We start from the raw sequence: 18,149 nt of genomic DNA, 5'->3' as shown, positions 1-18,149 counted from the left end.
GGGACGTGCCCTGAGGGGCGCGGGGAACTGCGCGATCAGCCACTGACGACCCGCACCGACCCACAGCGAGGAGCGATCACGACATGAGCAGCCGTACAGTCATCCGCGGCGGCCTCGTCATCACCGCATCCGACGAGATCCACGCCGACGTCCTGATCGAGGACGGCCGAATCGCCGCCCTCGCAGCCACAGGCACACCCGCAGCCCAAGCCTTCACAGCAGAGCGCACCATCGACGCCACCGGAAAGTACGTCATCCCCGGCGGCGTGGACGCCCACACCCACATGGAGCTGCCCTTCGGCGGCACCTTCGCCTCCGACACCTTCGAGACCGGCACCCGCGCCGCCGCCTGGGGCGGCACGACGACGATCGTCGACTTCGCCGTGCAGAGCGTCGGGCACAGCCTCCGCGAGGGCCTGGACACCTGGCACGCCAAGGCCGACGGCAACTGCGCCATCGACTACGGCTTCCACATGATCGTCTCCGACGTCAACGAGCACACGCTCAAGGAGATGGACCACCTGGTGGAGGAGGGCGTCACCTCCTTCAAGCAGTTCATGGCCTACCCGGGCGTCTTCTACAGCGACGACGGCCAGATCCTGCGCGCCATGCAGCGCTCCGCCGACAACGGCGGCCTGATCATGATGCACGCCGAGAACGGCATCGCGATCGACGTCCTGGTCGAACAGGCCCTGGCCCGGGGCGAGACCGACCCGCGCTACCACGGCGAGGTCCGCAAGGCCCTGCTGGAGGCCGAGGCCACCCACCGTGCCATCAAGCTCGCGCAGGTGGCCGGCGCGCCCCTGTACGTCGTGCACGTCTCGGCGACGGAGGCGGTCACCGAGCTGGCCCGGGCCCGCGACGAGGGTCTGCCCGTCTTCGGCGAGACCTGCCCGCAGTACCTGTTCCTGTCCACCGACAACCTCGCCGAGCCGGACTTCGCGGGCGCCAAGTACGTGTGCAGCACACCGCTCAGGCCCCGGGAGCACCAGGCCGCGCTGTGGCGGGGCCTGCGCACGAACGACCTCCAGGTCGTCTCCACCGACCACTGCCCGTTCTGCTTCGTCGGCCAGAAGGACCTCGGCCGCGGCGACTTCTCCAAGATCCCCAACGGCCTCCCGGGCGTCGAGAACCGTATGGACCTGCTCCACCAGGCGGTCCTCGACGGGCACATCTCCCGCCGCCGCTGGATCGAGATCGCCTGCGCCTCCCCGGCCCGGATGTTCGGCATGTACCCGAAGAAGGGCACCATCGCGCCGGGCGCCGACGCCGACGTCGTCATCTACGACCCGCACGCCGAGCAGGTCATGTCCGCCGAGACGCACCACATGAACGTCGACTACTCGGCGTACGAAGGAAAGCGCACCACCGGCCGGGTCGAGACGGTCCTCTCGCGCGGCGAACTCGTCATCACCGAGCGGGAGTACACCGGACACGCCGGGCACGGCGTCTTCACCCCGCGTTCCACCTGTCAGTACCTCAACTAGGGAGTGGTGCGGATGGACTTCGGACTCGTCCTGCAGACCGACCCGCCCGCGTCGCGGGTCGTCAGCCTGATGAAACGCGCGGAACGCAACGGCTTCTCGTACGGCTGGACCTTCGACTCCGCCGTGCTGTGGCAGGAACCGTTCGTGATCTACAGCCAGATCCTGGCCAACACGACCGGCCTGAAGGTCGGGCCGATGGTGACCAACCCGGGCACCCGTACCTGGGAGGTCACCGCCTCCACCTTCGCCACCCTCAACGACATGTTCGGCAACCGCACGGTCTGCGGTATCGGCCGCGGTGACTCCGCGATGCGCGTGGCAGGCCGCAAGCCCAACACCCTGGCCCGGATCAGCGAGGCCATGAAGGTCATCCGGGCCCTGGGCAGCGGTGGGGAGGCCGACCTCGGCGGCGGCACCGTCGTCCGCTTCCCCTGGATCAAGCCGGGCGCCGAACTACCGGTGTGGATGGCCGCGTACGGCCCCAAGGCCCTGAAGATGACCGGCGAGGAGGCGGACGGGTTCATCCTCCAGCTGGCCGACCTGTATCTGACCGAGTACATGGTCAAGGCCGTGAAGGACGCGGCCGTCGCCGCGGGCCGGGACCCCGACGCGGTGACCATCTGCGTGGCCGCCCCGGCCTATGTCACCGAGGACGACTCGCCCGAGGCGCTCGCCCACGCGCGCGAGCAGTGCCGGTGGTTCGGCGGCATGGTCGGCAACCACGTCGCCGACCTGGTCTCCAAGTACGGCGAGCACTCCTCCCAGGTGCCCGAGGAACTCACCGACTACATCAAGGCACGCCAGGGCTACGACTACTCCCACCACGGGCGCAGCGGCAACCCCGACACCCAGTTCGTGCCGGACGAGATCGTCGACCGGTTCTGCCTGATCGGCCCGCCCGAGCGGCACATCGAGAAGCTGAACGCGCTGCGCGCGCTGGGCGTGGACCAGTTCGCCGTCTACGACATGCACGACGCACAGGAGGCCGTGATCGACGCGTACGGGACGCGGGTCATCCCGGCCGTCAACTCCTGACACGCACACGCGCACGCACCCGCCCGGCATCACCCTTCGCACTCCCCCTTCCCGGCGGCCCGGGAAGGGGGCCCAGGACGCTCCCGAGCGCACCCCCCATCGGCGCCACCCGCATGGCCTTTCCCGTCCCACCTCCCCTGATTGGCCTGGCACATGACCGATACCGCTCCCACGGCCCCACCGCCGACCTCCCAAGTCACCCTCGCCGACGGCCGGGTGGAGATCGCCCCGGGCGCCCCCGCACCGACCGGTCCCTACGCCAACGAGGACCTGCTGCCCGTCCCCGTCGAGAAGCGCACCTGGACCACGTACAACTTCTCCGCGCTGTGGGTCGGCATGGCCCACAACACGGCCTCCTGGACCCTGGCCTCCGGGCTCATAGCCGTCGGCATGGACTGGAAGCAGGCGGTGCTCACCATCGCCCTGGCCAACGTCATCGTGCTGATACCGATGCTGCTCACCGGGCACGCCGGACCGAAGTACGGCATACCCTTCCCGGTCTTCGCCCGTGCCTCCTTCGGCATCCGCGGGGCCAACCTGCCCGCCGTCGTACGGGCGTTGGTCGCGTGCGGCTGGTTCGGCATCCAGACCTGGATCGGCGGCGAGGCCATCTACTTCCTCGCCGGCAAGCTCATCGGCACCGGCTGGACGGACGCCGCGAAGGTCGGCGGCTACGCCTGGACCATGTGGCTGTCGTTCGCGATCTTCTGGGCGCTGCAGGTCGTCATCATCTACCGGGGCATGGAGACGATCCGCCGCTTCGAGAACTGGGCGGCGCCCTTCGTGCTCGTCGGCGCGTTCGTGATGCTGTGGTGGATGAGCGACAAGGCGGGCGGCTTCGGCCCGCTGTTCGACCAGCCGTCGAAGCTCGGCTGGGGCGCCGACTTCTGGAAGCTCTTCGCACCCGCCCTGATGGGCATGATCGGCTTCTGGTCCACGCTGTCGCTGAACATCCCCGACTTCACCCGCTACGGCAAGAGCCAGAAGGCGCAGACCCGGGGCCAGGCGCTCGGCCTGCCGACGACCATGACGCTCTTCGCCTTCCTGTCGGTGATGGTCACCTCAGGTTCACAAGCCGTCTACGGTGAGGCGATCTGGGACCCGGTACAGCTCGCCGCCAAGACGGACAGCACGGTGGGCCTGCTCTTCGCGCTGGTCACGGTCCTGGTGGCGACCCTGTCGGTCAATGTCGCGGCCAACCTGGTCTCACCGGCCTTCGACTTCTCCAACATCGCGCCCCGCAGGATCAGTTTCCGGGCCGGCGCCCTCGCCACCTGCGTTCTCGGTGTGCTGATCTTCCCGTGGAAGCTGTACTCCGACCCGCAGGGCTACATCTTCACCTGGCTCGGCCTGGTCGGCGGTCTGCTCGGCACCGTCGCGGGCATCCTCATCGCCGACTACTGGATCCTGCGCCGCGCCCGCCTGGACCTGGCCGACCTCTACCGCACGGGCGGCCGTTACTGGTACGAGGGCGGCTGGAACTGGCGGGCCGTCGTCGCCTTCGCGGTCGGCGGCATCCTCGCCGTCGGCGGCGCGAGCTTCAAGCCGCTGATCGACGGCCGCCCGATCCCGGCACTGGCCGACCTGGCCGACTACGGCTGGGCGGTGGGCCTGGGCACGTCGATGGTGCTGTACCTGGTGCTGATGGCGCTGCGGGGCCGGGACCGGACCACGGTCTGACCCGGGTGGGTGCGCTGGAGGGCGATCAGCCCTGGCCGCCTTCGGCCTCCAGCGCGGCCACCGCCTCCTTGGCGGCCTTGATGGCGCCCTTGTTGATCGTGTCCGTAGCGGGCGCCTTCTTCGACTCGAAGTCACTGCCGTTGTACGTGATGGTCACCAGGGCGTTGGACACGCTGACGAACACCTGGCCCTCGCGGGTCTCCTGCTTGTCCTCGGTGGAGAGGTTGACGATGGAGTACGCGCTGTCGCCGAGGCCGGGGACGTCGCCGCCGCCGCTCTTCTCCTCGGTGTGCTTCGCGTAGGCCTTGCGCGCGGCCTCGTCCGACTCCAGCACCTCGTAGGACACGTCGAGCCAGCGGTAGTCGTAGCCCTTGAGCGCGTTCCAGGAGCAGGTGCGGCGCAGCTTCGAGTCCGTGGACGGGATCTCTTTCCCGGCCGACTTGGCGCCCGGCACCAGCGACTCGACCGTCTTCTTGGCGACGCTCTCGCACGGCGCCGGAGCGGCCGCGTACGCCTGCGACACCGTCTCCGTGGACGGGCCGGACGCGGACTGGGTCTCGGTCTTCTCTTCGGCCGAGGTGTGCTCGGCGGCCTGCGGCGCTGCGAGCGGACCGGACGACAGCGCCCAGCCCATGGTCGCGAGCACGACCACCGGCGACAGGCGTGCGGTCAGGGCCAGGGGCAGAGGTAGGGAACGCACGGCGCCCTTCTGTGGGGGACGGACGGTGCGGAGCGGGCCCGCACGGCGGACGGACGACAGTGTCACACGACTCCCTGTGGGGCGGAAGTGCGAACTCGCTCCGTGCCCGCGTGGTGACGGTGCCTCACTGTTCGCTGCCGTGTTTTCGGTTGGTCCGATACCGGATGGGCGGTTTGCCCTGGCCGTGCGAGCACGCAGGGTGCCGAAGTTTTGGCCGGGCCACGACAGGGGGAGGGGACGGGTGGCGTACGACCACGAGAGGTGACAGCCCACATGTTCACGTCCCGCCCGACCCTCCAGGGCACCTTCGGAATGGTGTCCTCAACCCACTGGCTCGCCTCCCAGTCGGCGATGGCCGTGCTGGAGGACGGCGGCAATGCCTATGACGCCGCCGTGGCGGGCGCGTTCGTGCTGCATGTGGTGGAGCCGCATCTGAACGGTCCGGCCGGCGAGGTGCCGATTCTGCTGGCGCCGGCCGGGGGTGAGGTGCGGGTGCTGTGCGGGCAGGGCGTCGCACCCGCCGGGGCGAACGTCGCGCACTACCGGGGCCTCGGGCTGGACCTCGTCCCCGGCACCGGGCCGCTCGCCGCCGCCGTGCCCGGAGCGTTCGACGCCTGGATGGTGCTGCTGCGCGACCACGGCACCAAGTCCCTCGCCGACGTCCTGAAGTACGCCATCGGGTACGCCGAGCACGGGCACGCGCCCGTGGAGCGCGTCGGGGAGACCGTGGAGACCGTCCGCGAGCTGTTCGAGACGGAGTGGACCTCGTCGGCCGACGTGTACCTGCCCGGCGGAAAGGCACCCCGCCCCGGCGAGCTCTTCGGCAACCCCGTGCTCGCCGCCACCTGGAAGCGGCTGCTCGGCGAGACCGCCGGGGCCGGCGACCGGGAGGCCCGGATCGAGGCCGCGCGGCAGGTGTGGCGCACCGGATTCATCGCCGAGGCCCTCGTACGCCAGGCCGCGCGCCCCACCCTGGACACCAGCGGCACCCACCACACCGGCACCCTCACCGCCGCAGACCTCGCTGCCTGGTCCGCGACCTACGAGACGCCGGTGACGTACGACTGGAACGGCTGGACCGTCTGCAAGCCCGGCCCCTGGAGCCAGGGCCCCGTCCTCCTCCAGCAGCTCGCCCTGCTCCCGCCCGAGCTGCCCCGCTACGGCTCCGCCGACTACGTCCACCTCCTGGTCGAGGGCTGCAAGCTCGCCATGGCCGACCGGGAGGCCTGGTACGGGGACGCCGCCGACGTGCCGCTCGACGACCTGCTGTCCGACGGGTACAACACGGCCCGGCGGGCCCTCGTCGGCGAGCGGTCCGACCACGACCTCAGGCCCGGCAGCCCCGGCGGACGCACCCCGCGGCTGTGCGCCCACGCGCGCGTGGCGGCCGCCGCCCCGGGGGGCTCCAACGCCCTGGGCGCCGGCGAACCGACCGTCGCCAAGAGCCCTACGTCCCCCGTGCCGGGCGAACCGGAGGTCCTCGGCGACGGCACCACCCGGGGCGACACCTGCCACCTCGACGTCGTCGACCGCTGGGGCAACATGATCTCGGCCACGCCCAGCGGCGGCTGGCTCCAGTCCAACCCCGTCGTGCCCGAACTGGGCTTCCCGCTCGGCACCCGGCTCCAGATGACCTGGCTGGAGGAGGGCCTGCCGGGCTCCCTCACCCCCGGTCGCCGCCCCCGCACCACGCTCACGCCCTCGATCGCCCTGCGCGAGGGCGTGCCCGTCATGGCGTTCGGCACCCCGGGCGGGGACCAGCAGGACCAGTGGCAGCTGCACTTCCTCCTCGCGGTCGCGCTGCGCGCCCGGGTCCGCGGCGGCCCCGACCTGCAGGGCGCGATCGACGCCCCGAACTGGCACAACGACAGCTTCCCCGGCTCCTTCTACCCCCGCGGCATGCGCCCGGGGAGCGTCACCGTGGAGTCCCGCTTCGACCCGGAGGTCGTCGCCGAGCTGCGGCGGCGCGGCCACGAGGTGACCGTCGGCGGCCCCTGGTCGGAGGGCCGGCTGTGCGCCGTCGCACGGGACCCGGAGACGGGCGTGCTGTCGGCGGCGGCGAACCCGCGCGGCATGCAGGGATACGCGGTCGGCCGGTGATCCGGCGGGGCCGCCGTCGCCCGGCCCGAGCGGACCCGCCGTCGTCCATCGTTCATCGTCATGCCACCCGGGGTGCACCCGGCATGCGGGCATTGTCAGTGGCGCGTGTTGTCATGGAGGGGTGATCGACAGCAACGAAACCATCGAAGAGTTTCTCGTACAGCACGCCTCCGAGATCGAGGAGGCGATCCGCAAGGCCGCCGCGACCGAGATCATGCCGCGCTGGCGCCGGCTCGCCGCGCACGAGGTGGACGAGAAGAACGGCCCGCACGACCTGGTGACGGACGCCGACCGCAAGGCCGAGCTGTACCTGACCGACGTCCTGGCCGAGCTGCTGCCCGGCTCGGTCGTGGTGGGCGAGGAAGCCGTCCACGCCAACCCGGCGTCGTACGAGGCGATATGCGGCGACGCCCCGGTCTGGATCGTCGACCCGGTCGACGGGACCCGGCAGTTCGTGCACGGCGACGCCGGGTTCTGCACCCTGGTCGCGCTGGCGCACGGCGGAACCGTGCTCGCCTCCTGGACCTACGCGCCCGCCCGCGAGCAGTTCGCCACCGCCCGGCGCGGCAAGGGCGCCTACCTCGACGGCGAGCGGCTGTTCGCCGGAGTGCCGGAGCCCGGCCGGGACCTCCGCGTGGCCACCTCCCACCCCGACTACACGACGGACGAACAGAAGCACGCCCTGCTCGGCCTGCGCACCGACGGGGTCGCGCCGCGCCCGTGCGGCTCGGCCGGACTGGAGTATCTCGCCATCGCCCGGGGCGAATCGGACGCGGTCGCGTTCTCCTGGGAGGCCGCGTGGGACCACGCCGCGGGGCTGCTCCTGGTCGAGGAGGCGGGCGGCGCCCACCTGACCCGCACGGGAGAGCCGTTCCGCATCACGGGCGGCAACGACCTCCCCTTCACCGCGGCCCGCGACGCGGCGACGGCCCGGCATGTGGCGGGACTGCTCTCGGGCGGAGCGTGAGTGGTCACCGACCGTACACACCTGGTCGCTCGACGGCGCTCCAGGCGGCCTCCAGAGGCCTTCCAGGGGTCCTCCAGGCCTCTTCGAGGCCGGAAATCACCCGCGGCCGGTGACTGTCAGTCCCCGGGCATATCCTGACCTTCAGTGGCCGTCGGCTGACGAAGGGGTCAGAGGTGCCGTCGATGCTCGATGCCGTCGTAGTGGGTGCGGGACCCAACGGACTGACCGCGGCCGTGGAGCTGGCCCGCCGCGGCTTCTCCGTCGCGGTCTTCGAGGCCCGGGGCACCGTGGGCGGCGGAGCCCGCACCGAAGAGCTCACCCTGCCCGGCTTCCACCACGACCCGTGCGCCGCGGCGCACCCGCTCGGCATCAACTCACCGGCGTTCCGCGCCCTGCCGCTGGAGCGGTACGGCCTGGAGTGGCTGCACGCCGAGCTGCCCATGGCACACCCCTTCCCGGACGGTACGGCGGCCGTGCTGTCCCGGTCGGTGGGCGAGACCGCAGCCTCCTTCGGGCCGCGCGACGCCGGGGCGTACCGCAGGCTCGTCGAGCCCTTCCTGCCCAAGTGGGACACCCTGGCCCGGGACTTCATGTCCCTGCCGCTCACCGCGCTGCCCCGCGACCCGGTCACCCTCGCCCGCTTCGGCCTCGTCGGACTGCCCCCGTCGACCCTGCTGATGCGCCGCTTCCGCGACGAACCGGCCAGGACGCTGTTCGCCGGTCTCGTCGCGCATGTCATGGCACCCCTCGGCGGCTTCGCCACCGGCGCCATCGGCCTGGTCTTCGCCCTCGCGGCGCACGCTCGCGGCTGGCCCGTCGCCCGCGGCGGCTCCCAGTCCCTCTCCGACGCCCTCGCCGCCTATCTGCGCGACCTCGGCGGCAGCGTCCACACCGACTACGAGGTCAAGCGCCTCGACGACCTCCCCCCGGCCCGGGCGTACGTCTTTGACACCTCGCCCACCGCCCTGGCCCGCATCGCCGGCTTCGGCGACTACTACGCCGACTACCGCTACGGCCCCGGCGTCTTCAAGATCGACTACGCGCTGGACGGGCCCGTGCCGTGGACCGCGAAGGAGGCCCGCGTCGCCGGCACGGTCCAGATCGGCGCTGACAGCAAGGAGATCGGCACCGCCCTGCGCGCGGCCTCCCGGGAGGGCCGGGCCCCCGACAAGCCGTTCCTGATCACCGTCCAGCCGAGCGTCGTCGACCCCAGCCGGGCCCCGGCGGGCAAGCACGTCTTCTGGGCCTACGGCCATGTCCCGCACGGCTGGACCGGCGACCTCACCGACGCCGTCGAGCGCCAACTGGACCGCTTCGCCCCGGGGTTCCGCGACCGTGTCCTGGCCCGGGCCACCGCAGGACCGCCCGAACTCGCCGCCCGCAACGCCAACTACGTCGGCGGAGACATCGCCTCCGGCGCGGCCTCCGGACTGCAGCTCCTGCTGCGCCCCAAGGTGACCCCGTTCCCGTACCACACCCCCCATCCGGCCGTTTTCATCTGCTCGTCGGCGACCCCGCCCGGCCCCGGGGTGCACGGCATGTCGGGGCACAACGCGGCGAAGGCCGTCTGGAGGCGACTGCGGCAGTCATGACCACCATCGAAGCGGTCCAGGGCGACATCACCCGCGAGAGCGTCGACGCCATCGTCAACGCGGCCAACTCCTCCCTGCTGGGCGGGGGAGGCGTCGACGGCGCGATCCACCGGCGCGGCGGCCCCGCGATCCTCGAAGACTGCCGCAAGCTGCGCGCTTCCCACTACGGCAAGGGCCTCGCCACCGGGCAGGCCGTCGCCACCACCGCCGGAGACCTGGACGCCCACTGGGTGATCCACACGGTCGGCCCCGTGTACAGCGCCACCGAGGACCGCTCGGACCTGCTCGCCTCCTGCTACCGCGAGTCCCTCCGCGTCGCCGACGAACTCGGCGCCCGTACGGTCTCCTTCCCGGCGATCTCCACCGGCGTCTACCGCTATCCGATGCAGGACGCCGCCCGAATCGCGGTGGACACGGTGCGCGCGGCACGGACCGACGTCGAGGCGGTCCGGTTCGTCCTCTTCGACGCACCGGCCTACGAGGTGTTCGCCGCACAGCTCCGCTGAGGCACCCGCGCACTCAGACCGGCTCGGGTTCGAAGTCCCGCAGCAGCTGGTCCCGGCCCGGCTGGATGACGCCGTAGCTGCTCTCCGGTACGGCGTTCCAGACACCGGGCAGATCGCCCAGCGGCTCCGACACGACCAGCCGGGTCTCCTCGGAGACATGCCGCAGGAACGCGAGATCGGGGTGGAGGGCGCGCACGTCGTCCACCCGGCTGCTGTAGTACAGCGACCGCGAGGCCCCGCCGCTGGAGTACCGGAAGAACCACACCCGTTCGCCGTCGGTCACCGCCACCGTCATCTGGAGCGGCTGCGGCACCCCGTGCTCGTGCCCCAGCCGCTCGACGAGCCCCGCCATCCGGGCCACCGCGCCCGGCGGGTCGCCGTCGAGCCCGAAGGTGAGGGCCACGTGGAACATCACCTCGGAGTCCGTCGTGCCCTCCAGCGCCGGGAACAGCGCCGGGTCCACGGTCAGCATGAGATCCCGGCGCAGATCGTGGAACCCGGCGATCGCCCCGTTGTGCATCCACAGCCAGCGTCCGTGGCGGAAGGGGTGGCAGTTGGTCTGCTGCACGGTCGTCCCGGTGGAGGCGCGCACATGGGCGAAGAACAGCGACGAACGGACGTGGTCGGCGATCTCCCGCAGATTGCGGTTGCTCCAGGCCGGACCGGTGTCCCGGATGACGGCGGGCGTCCGCAGATGCCACGCGTACCAGCCGATCCCGAAGCCGTCGCCGTTGGTGGTCTCGACACCCATCCGCGCGTGCAGGCTCTGGTCGATCAGCGAGTGCTGCGGCCGGTAGAGGACGTCGTCGAGCAGCACGGGGGTGCCCGAGTAGGCGAGCCAGCGGCACATGGTCGGTTGCCCCCGTTCCGAGCCGCCCGGGCCGTACCGCACGGCTGCGTAGAAGGTGCGCGTGCACCTCAGCGAACCCCGGCCGACCCGCGCGCGCATCGCCCGTCGCGGGTGGTCACGGCCCGGGGGTGGGCGTGCGCAGGGGGGTGAAGCTTGAGATCCTGGGTGGTACGAGCGCTGCTTGTGATCCGTCGGACGGCGAACAAGGTGGGCTCCATGGCCGTGACCGAGGAAACCGGTGCGGAACCGGCGTCCGCGGGCGTCGACCCCACGGGCGATCCGCTGCTGCGCACCCGGTTCGCCCTGCCGAAGCGGCCCGCCACGTTCCTGCGCCGCGCCCGCCTGGCCCACCACCTCGACCAGGCGCTCGGCACGCCGCTGACCCTGGTCAACGGGGCGGCCGGCGCCGGCAAGACCCTCCTCGTCGCCGACTGGGCCGCCGGCCTCACGGAACCGGTCGCCTGGCTCACGGCCGACACCGCCGACCAGGCCCCCGGGATCTTCTGGGCGTATCTGCTGGAGGCACTGCGCGCCGCCGGCGTACCGGTGACGGGCGACGTCGGCTGCCCGGCGGAGGCGGCCCATGTGGACCGGCGGACGCTGACCAGCCTGGCCGCCGGCCTGGAGCGCCGGGACCACACCACCGTCGTCGTGCTCGACGAGTTCGACCGGGTGACCTCCCCCGAGATCGCGGAGCAGTTGCAGTTCGTCCTGCACCACGCCGGACGAGGCATGCGCCTGGTCCTCGTCTCCCGCACGGAACCCCTGCTGCCGCTGCACCGCTACCGGGCCTCGGGCGAGGTCACGGAGATCCGGAACGCCGAGCTGGCCTTCACCTCCGACGAGGCCCATGAACTGCTCTCGCGGCACGGGCTGCACCTGCGGGCCGGCGCCGTACAGGCCCTGGTGGAGCGCACCCAGGGCTGGGCCGCGGGGCTGCGGCTGTGCGCCCTGGCCGCCCGGCAGGACGCGGACCCGCACACCTATCTGAAGCAGTTCGAAGCCGACCACAGCGCGGTCGCCGACTTCCTGCTGGCCGAGGTGCTCGACCGGCAGGCACCCGGCACCCAGGACCTGCTGCTGCGCATCAGCGTCCTGGACCGCTGCTGCCCCGACCTGGTGAACGCGCTGACGCTGCGCACCGACGCGGAGCCGATCCTGGCCGGGCTGCAGCGCGAGAACGCGTTCCTCCACTACCTCGGCCACTCCTGGTACAGCCTGCACCCCCTGTTCGCGGAGATCCTCCGCGCCCACCTGAGGGAGCGCTTCCCCGGCCTGGAGCCGGAGCTGCGCGGCCGGGCCGCGCACTGGCTGCGGCGATCCGGGGCCCTGCCCGACGCGCTCGTACAGGGCGCCGCGGCGGACGACTGGGATTTCACCGCCCGCGTCGTGGTCGACGATCTCGCGATCGGGCAGCTCTTCACCGGGCTGCGCTCAGAGGAGCTGTCCTCTCTGTTCGCACGGATGAGCCCCGAGGTCACGGGCCCGGCGCCCGACCTCGTGCGCGCCGCCCGCGAGCTGGGCCGGCGCGATCTCGAACCGGGCCTCACCCATCTGCGCCAGGCCGGGGAGGCACTGGGCGGGGACGGAGCCGATACGGCCGATACGGCCCCGGTACGGCTCAGCTTCGCCCTCCTGGAAGCCCTGGCGGCCCGGCTGACCGGCTCCCCGGACAGGGCGGAGCGCGCCGCCGAGCAGGCGAGGCACCTCCAGCGGGAGGTCCCCGGGGAGCTCCTCGACGAGCACCCGGAACTCACCGCCCTCCTGCTCACCCATCTGGGCTCCGCGCGTCTGTGGGCCGGGCGCTTCGACGACGCCCGCAGCGCCCTGTCGGCGGTGGCCGCGGCTCCCGGCGGAGCGGCCACGGCACTGCCCCGCTGGGAGGCCCTCGGCCACCTGGCACTGATCGACCACCTGGGCGGCTGGCCCGGCCCGGCCGAGCACAAGGCCCTGGCGGCGGCCGGCCAGGCCGAGCGGTACAGCCTCCCGCAGCACTCCCGGTCCGGTATCGGCCCACTGGTCCTGGCCGCCGTCCTCATCGACCGCGACGAACTCGACGCGGCGCAGGCGCTCCTCGACGAAGCGGCCGCCTCCCGCCCGCTCGCCGAGGACCCGGTGGTGCGGGCCGGGCGGACCCTCACCCGAGGGCGCCTGTCCCTCGCCCGGGGGGACGCCCGGGCCGCGCTGGCGGCGGCGGAGGCGACCGTACAGACCGCCGTGAACTCACCGTGGGCCCAGGACCACGCCGCCCTGCTGGCGTCCGCCGCCCACCTGGCCCAGGGGCACCCCGAGCAGGCCCGGCAAGCCGTGGAGCCGGTGGCACACCATCGGCGGGCGTGCGCGGTCGAGGCGGCCCGCGTCCGGCTCGCGTCGGGCCACCCCGAAGGGGCCCTCGACCTGCTCGACCACCTGCCGGAGGACGACCGGCCCGGCCCGGCGTTGACCGTCCGCGCCACCCTGGTCCGCGCCGGGGCCGCCCTCGGCACCGGCGACCCCGCCACCGCCCGCCGCCTGGTCGCCCGGGCCCTCCTGGACGGCCGGCGCGAGCAGCTCCGCCGCCCGTTCCTGGAAGCCGGCCCCTGGATCCGGCCGCTGCTGAGCACCGGCCGGCCGCGGGAACTGGCCGCCGGCTGGCTCCTGGCCGGCCCCGGCCACCACCGCGCCCCCGGGCCCGCCGTACCCGACGAGCCCCCGGAGCTCGCCGTCGAGGAGCTGAGCGCACGCGAGCGTGACGTCCTGCGGCGCCTGGCCGAGATGAGGTCGACGGAGGAGATCGCCGCCGACCTCCATGTGTCCGTGAACACCGTGAAGACCCACCTCAAGAGCATCTACCGCAAGCTCGCGGTCACCCGGCGCGGCGACGCCGTCCGCCGGGCGCGCGAACGGCGGCTCCTGTGAGCGGGGCCCCGACGGCGAAGGAGAGCACCGCCGACGGTGCCGAGCGGCGGTCCCGGGCCGACTACACCGGCGGCGTCTACGGCTCCATGCTCGCCGCCTCCGTGGTGATCGGCGTCGGAACCCTGGGTTCGCTGCCCCGGGTGGAACTCGTGGCGCTGCTGCTGATGACCGGGGCGGTGTTCTGGCTCGCGCATGTGCACGCGCAGCTCTTCGGGGCGCGTCTGGCCCAGGGGACCGTGAACGGCCGGGCCGTGCTGCAGGTGTGCCGCGAGGAGTGGCCGATCCTGGAGGCCGCCGTCCCGCCCGCCGTCGCCGTGGCGATCAGCCCGCTGCTGCCCCTGGACATGCCGGGCACCCTGTGGCTGGCGCTCAGTGTGGCGGTGGCGGGGCAGGTCGGCTGGTCGTTGGCCGCGGCCGCCCGGGCCGGCGCGTCGGGGAAGCAGATGGCCGTCTCCGCCGCGGTGAACCTGCTGCTCGGTCTGCTGATCGTCGTCCTCAAGATCATTCTGAAGGAATGAGGCACCCGGTTCAGGTTCACCTGTGCCGGGTGAGGGCGGACGGCCCTCCGGGGCGGACCATCGCAAGGGAAGGGCGTGCACGGCCCGCCCCACCCCGCCCGCGGGAGAGCAGCTCATGCGCTACGAGATCCGCGTCGACGGACATATGTCGGAGACCCTGGCCAAGGTCTTCCCGGAGCTGGATCACGTGGTGATGTCCGGTCAGACGGTCCTGTACGGCCCCGTCATCGACGAGGCCCACCTGTACGGGCTGCTGACCCGCTTCCAGTCGCTCGGGCTCAGGGTCGTGGAGATGCGCCAGCTGCCGGAGTGAGCGGGCCAGAGGGGCGGGGGCGGGGGTCACAGGGTCGCCGTGCGGATCCTGCCGGAGCGGGCGGCCGCGCCCAGTGCCTCGAAGTCGCGCTCGTTCTGATCGGCGTACGACTGGGCGAAGGCGGCGAGCGCGCGGTCGAACCGGTCGCTGCCTCCCAGGTACGCCGCGATGGCCACGGCGTCGCCCGAGCGGGCGTGGGCCCGTGCCAGGCTCGCCCCGCACAGCCGCCCGAACAGGCGGAGCATGGCCGGATCCATGGTGTCCGCCCGCGCGATGCCCTTCCAGTCCCGCAGCTGGCGCACGTAGAAGTCCCGCTCGTGTCCGTCGAGGCCGACGGCGTGGGTCCAGCCCAGGAGGATGTCACTGGTCGTCTGGATCAGCCGCTGTCCCGCCACCACGCGGCGGCCCTGATTGTCGTAGCTGTCCCCGCCGGTCTGGGCGGCGAGCACCGAATGCTGTGCCTCCTTGGCCTGGAGCAGCAGGGGATCGTCGTCGTCCCGGCCGAGCAGCAGCACGATCCAGCAGCGGGTGCCGACACTGCCGACCCCCACCACCTTGCGGGCGATGTCCACCAGGCGATAGCGCCGCAGCAGATGCCTGCGCTCGGACGACAGGCTCTCCGCGTATCCCTCCAGGACGGTGAGCAGCTCCTTCTCCTGGCCGTGCGGCGAGGAGTCGCTCACCAGGTCCCGCAGCGGGGTGATCAGCGGTGGGTCGGCCGTGATCCGCCGCCCCTCGGGCGTGGTCCCGGTGAGCTTCGCGAAGGCCTGGAGGTGGGTGCGGGTGCGGGCCTTCGCCGTGGCCTCGGCGGTGCGGCGCCTGGCCTCCTTGGACATCGACTTGGCCATCAGCTCCCGCATGTGGTCGGCGTCGTCCTGCGCGTACCAGATGTCCAGGGTGCGCATGCCGGCGAACTCCCGCATCCGCTGCCGGTAGGCGCGTACGCACGTCTGCACCGCGTCGTCCTGCTCCGCGCCGTCGAAGCCGTTGGCCCGGCCCGCGATGGCGAAACTGGCCGCCAGCCGCTTGACGTCCCACTCGAACGGCCCGGCCAGGGTCTCGTCGAAGTCGTTGATGTCGAAGACCAGATGGCGCTCCGGCGAGGCCAGCAGCCGGAAGTTCAGCAGATGGGCGTCCCCGCAGAGCTGCACCCAGAGTCCGGTGTCCGCGGCGGCCCCGAGATCGGCGGCCATGATCGCCGCGGCGCCCCGGTAGAAGCGGAAGGGGGACTCCAGCATGCGGCCGTAGCGGACCGGGACCAACTCCTGTACGCGGGTGGCCGACTGGCGTTCCACCACCTCGACGGGGTCGGGCCGCTCCGGTCCCGCCTCGAACCGGCTGTGCGACGAACGCGGCACGCGTCGCCGCGCGCCCCGGCCCGACTCCGCGCGCTCGGCCGGGGACAGGGACGTCGTGGGGTTCGGTACGGTCATGGCTCAGTCCTCCCGCCGGGAGGGGAAGTCCTCCGTCGGCTCGTGGCCCCGTCTGCGCAGCCCGGTCTGCACCGCGCCGGCGAGGATGCGTGCCGCCACGCCCACCAGCAGCAGCCCGCCCATCATTTGACACATCGTCAGCACTCGTCCCGTCTGGGACCGGGCGACGATGTCGCCGTACCCGACGGTGGTGAACGTGGTGAGGGTGAAGTACAGGGAGTCCGTCTTGGTCAGCGGCTCGCTGAAGGAACCCGGGCTGGAATGCTCCAGCAGGAAGTAGGTGCCCGCGAAGAGCAGGACGAACAGGACGAGCGTGGCGGCCAAGGCCTCTACCGCCTTCAGCCGGGGGAAGGGCGAGTGGGCGATGGCCTGCACCTCCCACCAGAAGACCAGGACGACCAGCAGCAGGCCGCAGGCGAGCAGCACCGTGGTGCCGGTGCCGGTACTGCGACCGTCCAGGGGCAGCACGTAGTAGACGGTGACGAGTCCGGTCGCGATGAGCGCCGCGCGCACCAGGACGGCGGCCTTCGCGTGCCGCCTCCGGCCCTCCGGCCGCGGATGTCGCTCCGGCGCCCGCCGAGGCTTCGCGGGCTCGGTCCGGGCGGCCGCTGGATCGTTCATCTCATGTCTCTCGATCCTGTGGGGTGCGCTCTCCACCTCACCGCCGCGGCGCCGGGAACGGATCACCCGCCGCGGGTGAGTCGGCGGCCGGGCCGCGCCAGGCCGTGCCGTGCGTACTGGCCGGACGTGGGGCTCGCCTCAGTGAGGCGGGCGACGTCTTGGTGAGGCGGGAGACGCCGTCCGCGGCCGGCATCCGCCTCACCCGGCACGATCACCCGTGCCGGGTGAGGCGGCCCCGTGCCGGACATGGGCACGCTGAGTGCGGCACGGAACGGCTTGCCGGGCGGCGTGTGCCCGGGACGGAGGAGTGAGCATGAGTGCGCAGACCTACCTGGCGTACGACTTTCCGCTGTTGAGCGCCTTCTGGACGATGCTGTGGTTCTTCCTGTGGATCATGTGGTTCGTGCTGCTCTTCCGCGTCGTTCTGGACATCTTCCGTGACGACGAACTGAGCGGCTGGGCCAAGACCGGCTGGCTGGTGTTCTGCATCGTCCTGCCCTTCCTCGGCGTGTTCGTCTACGTCGTCGCGCGGGGCAAGAACATGGGCCGCCGGGAAAGGTCCCAGGCTCGGGCGCAGCAGGAGGCCTTCGACAGCTACATACGGGAGACCGCCAAGGGCGGCGAGGGACGGGGGAGCAGCGTCGACGAACTTGCCAGGCTGTCCGAGATCCGCGCCCGCGGTGACATCACGGACGACGAGTTCCGCAGGGCGAAGGAGCTGGTCCTGAGCGGCTCCGGTCCGTCGGAACCCTAGCCCCCGACAGAAACGAGGCAGCAGGATGACCGCCACACACCCTACGCACGCGCACTCGACGGCGAAACGCGAATGGGCCGTCGGTCTGATGGTCTTCGCCGCCGTCATGCTCATGATCGGTGGGATCCTGGGCATCATGCGTGGCATCGCGGCGATCGCCGAGGACGAGGTGTTCCTCTCGACCCCCAACTACGTCTTCGCGTTCGACCTCACGAGCTGGGGCTGGATCCACCTGGTCCTGGGCGCGGTCGCCGTACTCGTCAGCATGGGGCTGTTCCAGGCGTCGACCTGGGCACGCGTCGCCGGCGTGGGCATCGCCGGACTCATCATCATCGCCAACTTCCTCTCCCTGCCGTCCTATCCGGTCTGGTCGGTCGTGATGATCGCCATCTCCGGGTTCATCATCTGGGCCCTGTGCACGGTGAAGAAGGACGACGCCTGGGAGCCCTTCGAAGAGACCCCGAGCCATCGCTGAGCCCCCGCGGCGCTCCGGGCGGACCACCGAGCCGGCCCGGAGTGCGGGCCTGCCCGGCGACCTGAGACTCCGACCGGTCTTCGCCTGCGGACGCGTCAGGGCGGACCTGCCTGAGACGGATCCGGCCGGGCGTTCCGGCTGCGCCGCGTCAGCCCGGGCAGGGGGCAGCGGTCGGGCGTACCGGCCGAGCCGTGTCTGCCCGGGCAAGCCGACCCGATGG

16 protein-coding genes are annotated in these 18,149 nt (G+C 72.1%); 12 read left to right on the top strand and 4 right to left on the bottom strand.

Annotated features, from left to right (window positions below; translation table 11 throughout):
* Nucleotides 1–83: 83 nt before the first annotated feature.
* From hydA to KJK29_RS05715, 3 genes are all read left to right on the top strand, one after another.
* On the top strand, nt 84–1,487 hold the full coding sequence (gene hydA, locus KJK29_RS05725) for a dihydropyrimidinase (RefSeq protein WP_215117613.1): 1,404 nt from the start codon (nt 84–86) through the stop codon (nt 1,485–1,487).
* Between the two features lie 12 nt (nt 1,488–1,499).
* Nucleotides 1,500–2,522 carry a TIGR03842 family LLM class F420-dependent oxidoreductase gene (locus tag KJK29_RS05720; RefSeq protein ID WP_215117612.1) on the top strand — a complete coding sequence of 341 codons (1,023 nt, stop codon included), beginning with the start codon at nt 1,500–1,502 and terminating at the stop codon, nt 2,520–2,522.
* Between the two features lie 153 nt (nt 2,523–2,675).
* Nucleotides 2,676–4,202: an NCS1 family nucleobase:cation symporter-1 gene (locus KJK29_RS05715; RefSeq protein WP_215117611.1), complete on the top strand. Its 1,527-nt coding sequence runs from the start codon at nt 2,676–2,678 to the stop codon at nt 4,200–4,202.
* Between the two features lie 25 nt (nt 4,203–4,227).
* Here KJK29_RS05715 and KJK29_RS05710 read toward each other — a convergent pair whose 3' ends face one another.
* Nucleotides 4,228–4,902, bottom strand: coding sequence for a hypothetical protein (locus tag KJK29_RS05710; RefSeq protein WP_215117610.1), 675 nt, complete (start codon nt 4,900–4,902; stop codon nt 4,228–4,230).
* Nucleotides 4,903–5,175: 273 nt separating this feature from the next.
* On the opposite strand from KJK29_RS05710, the gene KJK29_RS05705 reads away from it, so the two are divergent.
* From KJK29_RS05705 to KJK29_RS05690, 4 genes are all read left to right on the top strand, one after another.
* Complete coding sequence (locus KJK29_RS05705; protein WP_215117609.1) at nt 5,176–7,002, top strand: gamma-glutamyltransferase family protein; 1,827 nt, start codon at nt 5,176–5,178, stop codon at nt 7,000–7,002.
* A 121-nt stretch (nt 7,003–7,123) separates the two neighbouring features.
* On the top strand, nt 7,124–7,969 hold the full coding sequence (locus tag KJK29_RS05700; protein WP_215117608.1) for an inositol monophosphatase family protein: 846 nt from the start codon (nt 7,124–7,126) through the stop codon (nt 7,967–7,969).
* Nucleotides 7,970–8,151: 182 nt separating this feature from the next.
* A complete protein-coding gene (locus KJK29_RS05695) occupies nt 8,152–9,561 on the top strand; it encodes a phytoene desaturase family protein (RefSeq protein WP_215117607.1) in 1,410 nt (469 codons plus the stop codon).
* Nucleotides 9,558–10,067 carry an O-acetyl-ADP-ribose deacetylase gene (locus KJK29_RS05690; protein ID WP_215117606.1) on the top strand — a complete coding sequence of 170 codons (510 nt, stop codon included), beginning with the start codon at nt 9,558–9,560 and terminating at the stop codon, nt 10,065–10,067. Before KJK29_RS05695 ends, KJK29_RS05690 begins: the two co-directional genes overlap by 4 nt.
* 13 nt (nt 10,068–10,080) lie before the next feature.
* On the opposite strand, the gene KJK29_RS05685 is transcribed toward KJK29_RS05690, so the two are convergent.
* Nucleotides 10,081–10,917, bottom strand: a complete 837-nt coding sequence (locus tag KJK29_RS05685; RefSeq protein WP_215117605.1) for a class II glutamine amidotransferase — start codon at nt 10,915–10,917, stop codon at nt 10,081–10,083.
* Between the two features lie 216 nt (nt 10,918–11,133).
* On the opposite strand from KJK29_RS05685, the gene KJK29_RS05680 reads away from it, so the two are divergent.
* The 3 genes from KJK29_RS05680 to KJK29_RS05670 all read left to right on the top strand — a co-directional run bounded on the left by KJK29_RS05680 (nt 11,134) and on the right by KJK29_RS05670 (nt 14,646).
* A complete protein-coding gene (locus KJK29_RS05680; RefSeq protein WP_215117604.1) occupies nt 11,134–13,815 on the top strand; it encodes a LuxR C-terminal-related transcriptional regulator in 2,682 nt (893 codons plus the stop codon).
* Nucleotides 13,812–14,333: a hypothetical protein gene (locus KJK29_RS05675; protein WP_215117603.1), complete on the top strand. Its 522-nt coding sequence runs from the start codon at nt 13,812–13,814 to the stop codon at nt 14,331–14,333. Before KJK29_RS05680 ends, KJK29_RS05675 begins: the two co-directional genes overlap by 4 nt.
* A 115-nt stretch (nt 14,334–14,448) precedes the next feature.
* Nucleotides 14,449–14,646 (top strand): hypothetical protein, encoded by a 198-nt coding sequence (locus tag KJK29_RS05670; protein ID WP_215117602.1) that lies wholly within the window; start codon nt 14,449–14,451, stop codon nt 14,644–14,646.
* A 26-nt stretch (nt 14,647–14,672) separates the two neighbouring features.
* Here the strand turns inward: KJK29_RS05670 and KJK29_RS05665 are convergent, their stop codons facing one another.
* Together KJK29_RS05665 and KJK29_RS05660 are read right to left on the bottom strand one after the other, a co-directional pair.
* The gene (locus KJK29_RS05665) at nt 14,673–16,079 is read right to left on the bottom strand and encodes a DUF2252 domain-containing protein (protein ID WP_215117601.1); all 1,407 of its coding nucleotides are present in this window, start codon (nt 16,077–16,079) and stop codon (nt 14,673–14,675) included.
* A 3-nt stretch (nt 16,080–16,082) separates the two neighbouring features.
* Complete coding sequence (locus KJK29_RS05660) at nt 16,083–16,700, bottom strand: potassium channel family protein (protein WP_215117600.1); 618 nt, start codon at nt 16,698–16,700, stop codon at nt 16,083–16,085.
* 313 nt (nt 16,701–17,013) lie between these two features.
* On the opposite strand from KJK29_RS05660, the gene KJK29_RS05655 reads away from it, so the two are divergent.
* A complete protein-coding gene (locus KJK29_RS05655; protein ID WP_215117599.1) occupies nt 17,014–17,454 on the top strand; it encodes an SHOCT domain-containing protein in 441 nt (146 codons plus the stop codon).
* A gap of 25 nt (nt 17,455–17,479) precedes the next feature.
* The gene (locus tag KJK29_RS05650; RefSeq protein WP_215117598.1) at nt 17,480–17,929 is read left to right on the top strand and encodes a DUF7144 family membrane protein; all 450 of its coding nucleotides are present in this window, start codon (nt 17,480–17,482) and stop codon (nt 17,927–17,929) included.
* Nucleotides 17,930–18,149: the final 220 nt, after the last annotated feature.

The sequence above is a fragment of the Streptomyces koelreuteriae genome, assembly GCF_018604545.1.
Lineage (GTDB): Bacteria > Actinomycetota > Actinomycetes > Streptomycetales > Streptomycetaceae > Streptomyces > Streptomyces koelreuteriae.
This window is presented reverse-complemented; position numbering and strand designations above follow the sequence as displayed.

Excerpts from the sequence above, each read along its gene's own strand:
- hydA (WP_215117613.1), top strand. The coding sequence starts at position 84 with ATGAGCAGCCGTACAGTCATCCGCGGCGGCCTCGTCATCACCGCATCC.
- KJK29_RS05720 (WP_215117612.1), top strand. The coding sequence starts at position 1,500 with ATGGACTTCGGACTCGTCCTGCAGACCGACCCGCCCGCGTCGCGGGTC.
- KJK29_RS05715 (WP_215117611.1), top strand. The coding sequence starts at position 2,676 with ATGACCGATACCGCTCCCACGGCCCCACCGCCGACCTCCCAAGTCACC.
- KJK29_RS05705 (WP_215117609.1), top strand. The coding sequence starts at position 5,176 with ATGTTCACGTCCCGCCCGACCCTCCAGGGCACCTTCGGAATGGTGTCC.
- KJK29_RS05695 (WP_215117607.1), top strand. The coding sequence starts at position 8,152 with ATGCTCGATGCCGTCGTAGTGGGTGCGGGACCCAACGGACTGACCGCG.
- KJK29_RS05690 (WP_215117606.1), top strand. The coding sequence starts at position 9,558 with ATGACCACCATCGAAGCGGTCCAGGGCGACATCACCCGCGAGAGCGTC.
- KJK29_RS05685 (WP_215117605.1), bottom strand. The coding sequence starts at position 10,917 with ATGTGCCGCTGGCTCGCCTACTCGGGCACCCCCGTGCTGCTCGACGAC.
- KJK29_RS05680 (WP_215117604.1), top strand. The coding sequence starts at position 11,134 with ATGGCCGTGACCGAGGAAACCGGTGCGGAACCGGCGTCCGCGGGCGTC.
- KJK29_RS05670 (WP_215117602.1), top strand. The coding sequence starts at position 14,449 with ATGCGCTACGAGATCCGCGTCGACGGACATATGTCGGAGACCCTGGCC.
- KJK29_RS05665 (WP_215117601.1), bottom strand. The coding sequence starts at position 16,079 with ATGACCGTACCGAACCCCACGACGTCCCTGTCCCCGGCCGAGCGCGCG.
- KJK29_RS05660 (WP_215117600.1), bottom strand. The coding sequence starts at position 16,700 with ATGAACGATCCAGCGGCCGCCCGGACCGAGCCCGCGAAGCCTCGGCGG.
- KJK29_RS05655 (WP_215117599.1), top strand. The coding sequence starts at position 17,014 with ATGAGTGCGCAGACCTACCTGGCGTACGACTTTCCGCTGTTGAGCGCC.
- KJK29_RS05650 (WP_215117598.1), top strand. The coding sequence starts at position 17,480 with ATGACCGCCACACACCCTACGCACGCGCACTCGACGGCGAAACGCGAA.